General features: G+C 75.3%; 6 protein-coding genes. 3 read left to right on the forward strand and 3 right to left on the reverse strand.

All coding sequences use genetic code 11. The annotated features are described in order from the left end of the window. The first annotated feature begins 67 nt into the window (after positions 1–67). From ACOV8S_RS03550 to ACOV8S_RS03560, 3 genes are read left to right on the forward strand one after another with little or no spacing between them, the layout of a single operon-like run. The gene (locus ACOV8S_RS03550; protein ID WP_448317338.1) at positions 68–1,792 is read left to right on the forward strand and encodes a glycosyltransferase; all 1,725 of its coding nucleotides are present in this window, start codon (positions 68–70) and stop codon (positions 1,790–1,792) included. Further along, a complete protein-coding gene (locus tag ACOV8S_RS03555) occupies positions 1,789–2,184 on the forward strand; it encodes a hypothetical protein (RefSeq protein WP_448316053.1) in 396 nt (131 codons plus the stop codon). Before ACOV8S_RS03550 ends, ACOV8S_RS03555 begins: the two co-directional genes overlap by 4 nt. A gap of 29 nt (positions 2,185–2,213) precedes the next feature. Beyond that, positions 2,214–3,572 (forward strand): glycoside hydrolase family 26 protein, encoded by a 1,359-nt coding sequence (locus tag ACOV8S_RS03560; RefSeq protein WP_448316054.1) that lies wholly within the window; start codon positions 2,214–2,216, stop codon positions 3,570–3,572. Between the two features lie 18 nt (positions 3,573–3,590). On the opposite strand, the gene ACOV8S_RS03565 is transcribed toward ACOV8S_RS03560, so the two are convergent. Genes ACOV8S_RS03565 through ACOV8S_RS03575 form a run of 3 tightly spaced genes read right to left on the reverse strand, consistent with a single transcriptional unit; the run spans position 3,591 to position 6,896 of the window. Then, entirely contained in the window at positions 3,591–4,346 is a 756-nt protein-coding gene (locus tag ACOV8S_RS03565; RefSeq protein WP_448317339.1) for a polysaccharide deacetylase family protein, read from the reverse strand. A gap of 56 nt (positions 4,347–4,402) precedes the next feature. After that, entirely contained in the window at positions 4,403–5,722 is a 1,320-nt protein-coding gene (locus tag ACOV8S_RS03570) for a glycosyltransferase (protein WP_448316055.1), read from the reverse strand. A gap of 55 nt (positions 5,723–5,777) precedes the next feature. After that, positions 5,778–6,896, reverse strand: a complete 1,119-nt coding sequence (locus ACOV8S_RS03575) for a GNAT family N-acetyltransferase (protein WP_448317340.1) — start codon at positions 6,894–6,896, stop codon at positions 5,778–5,780. Positions 6,897–6,907 lie beyond the last annotated feature (11 nt).

Below are 6,907 nucleotides of genomic sequence, written 5' to 3' on the forward strand. Positions count from 1 at the left end.
GGCCGCCCCCCGGGGCCCCTCCGGCGGTGCCCGCCCGCGCTCCACCGCGCGCCGCCGGTGGAGCGCCGTGTGGCCCGCGGGCCCTCTGGCCGCCGCGCTCGCCCTGGGGGCGTACGCCGTGCGGGCCACCGACGTGACGGCACTGGACGACTTCGGCCTGGTCACCGCCGTGCACCCGGCCTACTGGGCGGGGCTCGCGGTGCTCGCCGCCGGGTTCTGGTTCACCGTCCGCCGCCCCGACCGCGCCGACGGCTGGTGCCTGGCGTACGTGCTCGGGCTGCTCGTCATACAGCGCGCCACCCAGGCCCTCGTGTACCCGACCCCGCTGTACGCCTGGGCGTGGAAGCACGACGCCGTCGTCGGCCACCTGCTGACCGACGGCGGCCTGCGGACCGGCGCGGAACTCGGCGACATGGCCGTGTACGACCAGTGGCCCGGCTTCTTCGCCGCCCAGGCCGCCGCGGTCCGCCTGGCCGGCGTGGAGAACACCCTCACCCTGATGAGCTGGTGGCCGCTGGTCTCCAGCGTCCTCGTGCTGGCCCCGCTGGTGCTGATCTACCGCACGTTCACCCAGGACCGGCGGCTGATCTGGACCGGCGTCTGGCTCTTCTGCGTCGGCAACTGGGTCGGCCAGGACTACTTCTCGCCGCAGTCCCTCGCCCTCACCCTGCACCTGACGGTGATCGCCCTGGTGCTGCGCCGGTTCCCCGGGGCGCGGCAGCGCGGCCCCCGGCAGGCCGTGTGGACCACGGTGCTGATCACCGTGATGGTTCCCGTGGTGCTGTCCCACCAGCTCACGCCGGTGGTCCTGATCCTCTCGCTCGGCGTGCTCGCGCTCACCCGCCGGCACCGCGACTGGGTACCGTTCCTCGCCGCCGTCGCCCTCTTCGCCGCCTGGAACCTCACCGCCTCGCTGCCCTTCCTCTCCGCCGCGCTGCCCGAGATGCTCGCCTCCGTCGGCGACATCGGCGCCAACGTCGAGACCGGCTACGGCACCACCCCCACCGGGGCCGGAGCCGTCACCGCCTCCTGGGCGGCCCGCGCCCTGTCCGGCACGGTGCTGCTGCTGGCCCTCCTCGGGGCGCTGCGCCGGCGCGAACTGAGCCGTCACGCGCGGCCGTTGCTGCTGCTCGCCGGGGTCCCGCCGCTGCTGATCGCCGCCAGCGGCTACGGCAGCGAGATGCTCTTCCGGGTGCTGATGTTCATGCTGCCCGGCGCCGCGTTCTTCGCCGCCGCCGCGCTGCTGCCCCGCACCGGCGTCCCGGGCGGGGCGATGCCGCGCCCGGGACCCGCGCGGTTCCTCTGGCTGCCGCTGCCGGTGGTGCTGGCCGCCACCCTCGCCTTCGTGCCGAGCTACGCGGGCAAGGACCGGCTGAGTTACTTCCCGCCCGCCGAGGCCGCCCTGGTCGGTGACCTCGTCGGGAGCGCCCCCGACGGATCCCTGGTCGCCGCCGCCAACCGCAACTATCCGTTGGCGTACGGCGATTACTGGCGGATCGACCACTACTGGTTCCTGGAGGAGGACCGGGCGAAGGTCGAGCGCATCCTCGCCCGGCCCGCCCACACGCTCGCCCTCGACATGCGGGACGTCGCCGAACCCGGCCGGGCCTACCTCCTGCTCACCCAGGGGCAGCGGGCCGACGCCGAGATGAACGGGCGGCTCACCGAGGCCGAGTGGCGGCGCGTCGAGAAGTCCGTGGCCACCTCCCCGTACTTCCGGCGGGTGGCGCACAACCGGGCCGGCGCCGTGTACGAGCTGGACGTCCGGGCCGTCGAGGAGGACGCCCGATGACCGCGCGGGAACTGCTGGCGCGGATGCTTCCGCCCTTCGCGGGCTGGCTGGCCGTCGGCGCGCTCGCCCTGCCCGACGGCTCCCCGGCGCGGGTCGCCGCCGTGGCGGTGTTCCTGGTGGCCGGCCCCGGCGCCGCGCTGGTGCGCATCTGGTGGCCCGCGCTGCGCGTGCCGTCCGCCGTGGGGCCGCCGGAGGGCTGGGACCCCCGCTTCGCCGGCCGGTCCGGCCTGCTGGAGCGGCTGCTTCTGGTGCCGCTGGTCAGCCTCGCCGTCGTCACCGTCACCGCCACCGCCCTGCTGGCCGCGCAGGCCTTCAGCGGGCGGCGCGTCCTGTTGCTGCTCACCCTGATGACCATGCTCGCCGCGTACTGCCCGAGGACGCGCCCGTCCTGACCCGAGGAAGCCCGAGGAAGGCCGGTTCCGTGAGGTTCCCCCGTCGCCCCCGACCCCAGGCCGCCGACACCACCGCGGCCGACGACGCCGCCCCGACGGCGCACGACAACGCCCAGACGGACGACGCCACCGCCGCGGACGACAAAGCCCCGGCGGACGACGCCATCCCGGCGGACGACAAAGCCCAGGCGGACGAGGCCGCCCCGGCTGCGGGCGCGACCCCGGCGGACGACACCGCCCCGGCTGCGGACGTGACCCGGGGTGTGGGCGCCACCTCGGCGGCGCGGGCGGCGGGCGCCCGTGGCCCGCGCCACGCACGGCCTCGGTGGAGCGGCCCGCGCGGACGCCGCCGGTGGTCCGTCCTCGCCGTCGCCGCGGTCTGCGTCTCGCTGCTCACCACCCTGGCCGTCAGGGCCGGCACCGACCGGCCCGACCCCGGCCAGGAGTGCCGCGGGCCCGCCACCGGCCTCCTCGAGCCGCGCTGCGGAGCCTGGTTCGGCGCGTTCGTGCCGCACGAGAAGTCCGACCTGCGGGAGAAGGTCGAGGCGTACGAGCGGCGCATCGGCCGCCGCCTGGACATCGTGTACACGTACCACGACATGTCCGAGGTGACCCCCGGCCGCCTGGAGGGGCAGCTCCTCACCGAGCAGGAGCAGCGGCTCGGCGAGGACCGCATGCTGCTGCTCTCCTGGGAGAGCAAGGTGTGGGGCGGCACCAAGGCCGAGCAGCCCCGGTGGGCGGACATCGCCGCCGGGACGTACGACGCCGACGTGATCGACGTGCAGGCGCGCCGGATCAGGGAGTACGGCGAGGGCGGCGACGGGCGGAAGGTGTTCCTCTCCTTCGACCTGGAGATGGACACCCGGGTCCCGGGCAACGGCACCGCCGGGGAGTTCGTGGCCGCGTGGCGTCATATCCACGACCGGTTCCGCAAGTTGGGCGTGGACAACGTCGTCTGGACGTGGATCACCACCGGGTACCCGGGGCACCACGACCTGATCGAGAAGCTCTACCCGGGCGACGACTACGTCGACTGGATCGGCTACAACCAGTACAACTACTACAAGTGCCATGACACGCGGTGGATGTCCTTCGCCGAGACGCAACGGTCGGTGCACCGCTGGATCCGCACCCACCTCTCCGACGAGAAGCCGCTGATGCTGTCCGAGTTCGGCTCCGCCTACGACACGCGGCGGCCCTCACGGCAGGCGGACTGGTACCGCGAGGTGCCGGACGTCCTCAGGGAACTGGACGGAGTGAAGGCCGCGCTCCAGTGGAACTCGCGTGACCCCGGCCCGCACTGCGACCTCTCCCTGGCCGACCAGGACGCCTGGGACGCGATGCGGCGGCTGGCCTCGGACCCGTACCTGCACCGGCCGGCGCGGTGACGGCGCCCCCGGCGCCGGTCACCCCGCGAACTCGGGCCCCCGCACGGCGGCGCGGGCCCGGCGGTACCAGCGCCAGCCGACGGTGAGCACCCCGTCCCGGTACGGCGCGACCCGGGCGCCCTCCCCGCGCATCCACGCCTCGACGTCGGCGACGGTGTGACTCCGCCGCACGATGAGCCGCGCCACGCGGTACCGCTCGTCCCACTGCGAACTCAGCGCGTGACGCACCGCGGCCGCCGTCTCGTACCCGCTGAGCGCCGCCGCCCGGCGGACGGCACGGCTGTTGTAGCCGTGGGGGTAGGCGAGGTGGCGGACCGGGTGCCCCAGCGTGTCCTCCAACACCCCTTTGGCGTCGCGCAGTTCGCGCTCCAGGGCATCACGGCCCAGGGTGTCCAGCTGGGCGTGGGTCACCGTGTGGGCGCCCACCTCGAGGCCCGCCTGCTCCAGCACCGGCGCCTCCTGCAGCCGCATCATCGGCGCGGGCGGCAGCAGGCTGCGGCCGGACGGGGAGATCGCCCCCGTGGTCAGGTAGGCGGTGCCCGGCAGGCTCCGCCCGGCGAGCGCCGCCGCCGTCGGGCCGGGAAGGTCCGCGAAGCCGTCGTCGAAGGTGAGGACCACCGGCCGCGGCGGCAGCGGCGCCCGCCCCGCCAGATGGCCGGCGAGCGCGCTCACCGTCACGGGGGTCCGGCCGCTGTCCACGACGGCGTCCAGGTGCGCCGCGAACTGCCGCGGCGAGACGGTGAATTCGGCGATCCACTCGGGTGGGTCGTCCATCACCGCGTGGTAGAGCAGCACCGGGACGGCGTCCGCCCGCGGAGCCGGCGCCCGGCTCACCGGGCGGTCACCGCCCGCCGCAGTGCGCGGCGCGCCCGGACGTAGCCCAGCGGCCCGTACAGCATGCCCCGGCGCTGGAGCCGGGAGAGCCGCCCGGGCCAGGGATGGTCGCGCCGGTCGTGCCCGCCCGGCGCCGTACCGCCGCCCTCCGTGTCGCGGGCGGCGGTGAGCTGCCGGGCGTACGCGAGGCCGCCCGGCAGCCGGCGCAGCAGCGCGGGCAGGAGAGCAGGGCGGCGGACCAGTACCGCCGTGAGGTAGGCGGTCAGCCCGGCGCCGTAGCCGAACGCCTGGTTCTCCAGGTCGCGCCAGGTCTCCCGGTGGTGGTGCCAGACCAGCGCACTCGGCACGTACCGCAGCCGGTGGCCCTCGGCGAGCACCCGCACGAAGGCGTACAGGTCGTCGCCGCCCTTCGCCCGGGTGCCGGTGCCGGTCGCCGGGTCGAAGCCGCCGACGGCGCGCAGCACGGTGGTGCGGAATGCCATGGCCGCACCGGAGCCGAACCTCCCCGCGGTGAACGGGAACAGGGGCTCGTCGGCGGGCGGGGCGGCCGGGTCGTACACGCGGGGCGTGAACCCTTTCGCGAAGCCGCCGTTGCTCTCCAGCAGCACCTGGGCCGGGGTACGCAGCCGGGCCGGGAGGATCAGCCCCGTCGTGCAGCCGAGGCCCGGGTCGAGGGAGAACGGGGTGCTCAGCTCGGCCAGCCAGCGCGGGTCGGCGACCACGTCGTCGTCGGTGAACGCCACCACGTCACCCGAGGCCGCGGCCAGTCCGGCGTTGTGCGCCTGCGCCAGCCCCGGCACGGGTTCGCGCACGTACCGCACGCGCTCCCCGTACCTGCCCTCGACCAGCTCCCGGGTGGCCGCGGTGACCGGCGCGTTGTCCACCACGACGACGTCGAAGTCCGGGTGGTCCTGCGCGAGCAGCGAGTCCACCGCCCGGGCCAGCTGCTCCGCCCGCTCCCGCGTGGCGATCACCACGGTGGTGCGGGGCGGCCGGCCCGGCGGGAGGTCGTCCTCCGGCGGAGGCGACTCCTCCATCGAGGGTGACGGCAGCTCCCGCGCGGCCTCGGCGACCACGTCCCGGGGGTCGGCGCCCTCCGCCACCGTCACCAGCAGCGTTCCCACCGGCACGCCGCCGCGGCGGACCAGGGCGAACACCTCCCCGGGGCCGGGCGGCGGGCTGCCCGGGCCGGGGCGGAGCATCGGCGCAGCGGCCACCCCGCCGGCCTCCGCTCCCGCGCCCAGTTCCAGTTCCGCCACCTGGACGGGGCGGACGGCCAGGACTCTGTCGATCTCCCCCTGAGTCGTACGGGTCACGCGCGTCCCCCTCGTTGTCGTCGCCTTCTCGGTGCGGCCGCCTGAGCGCGCGCCGTCAGCCCCGCAGCTTCCCGACGGTCCTCAGGCTCCGCGCGGCCAGCGCCTGCAGCCGGGGACGCCGCCGCACGAAGCCGTGCGCCCGGCGGGCCGGTTCGTGCCCCAGCCAGTGCAGCGCCGCCCCGGCCCCGGGACGGATCACGGTCCCCTCGTGGACCGTCGACTCACCCGTTTTCAGCGCGTCCTTGTACTCGGCGGACCCCCGCCCCATGTCCAGCAGCCCGATGCCCTCCTCGGCGGCCGCCTCGGCCATCCGCAGGTGCAGGATCAGGCCCGGGGAGTACTTCGCCAACTCCGGCTCGTACGCGGGGAACCAGCACGCCAGCACCGTCGAGGACCGCAGCCCGAAGTGCGCGGCCACCGGCCGGTCGGCGGCGTACAGCACCGACAGCACGCCCCCGCACTCCCGCGCCCGGGTCGCGGCCAGCGTCCGCACCAGGCGGTTGATCCATTCCTGCGCGAACCGGTCCCGCCGTCCGGTCCGGCGGTACTGCGCCGACTTCCACGCCATCAGCGTCCGCAGCGCCCGCGGGTCCCGCTCGTCGAAGACGAACCGCAGCTCCCCGATCTGCCGGCCCAGGCGGCGCTCCTTCGCCAGGGTGGTCCGCAGGAACTTGGGCGACCGGCCCCGCAGCACCTCCAGATAGGCCGGGTAGCCCTCCCCGACGTCGATCACGTAGGAGGGGTAGGAGGCGGTGACGTGGCCCGCGAACGGCGTCCTGCCGTCCTCCAGGTTGTCGAAGGTGAAGCTGTTCAGCGAGCACGCGCGCAGCAACTCGTCGGCGCCCAGGGCCGTTCCGGGCCGCAGCACGGGCCCCTGGAGGTCCGAGACCCCGAGCCCCAGCGCCCGTCCGCTGCCCCACGGACTGCGCTCGAAGGGCAGGAACCCGACGATCCCCCGGCCGCCACCGCCCTTGCTGCCGCTGCCGCTGCCGTCCCGTCCGCCGTCGTCCCCGTCCTCGATCACCGCCACCCGGGCCTGCGGCCTGACCTGTCCCAGGGCGACGGCGAACTCCGGCTCCATGAAGGGATGTCTGACCCCACCCGACTCGGCCCGCAGCTCACGCCAGGTCTCGGTCTCCTCCGCCCTGAGCTGCCCTGGCCTCAGTACACGCACACGTCGTCCAC

The organism is Streptomyces sp. CO7, from assembly GCF_053474865.1.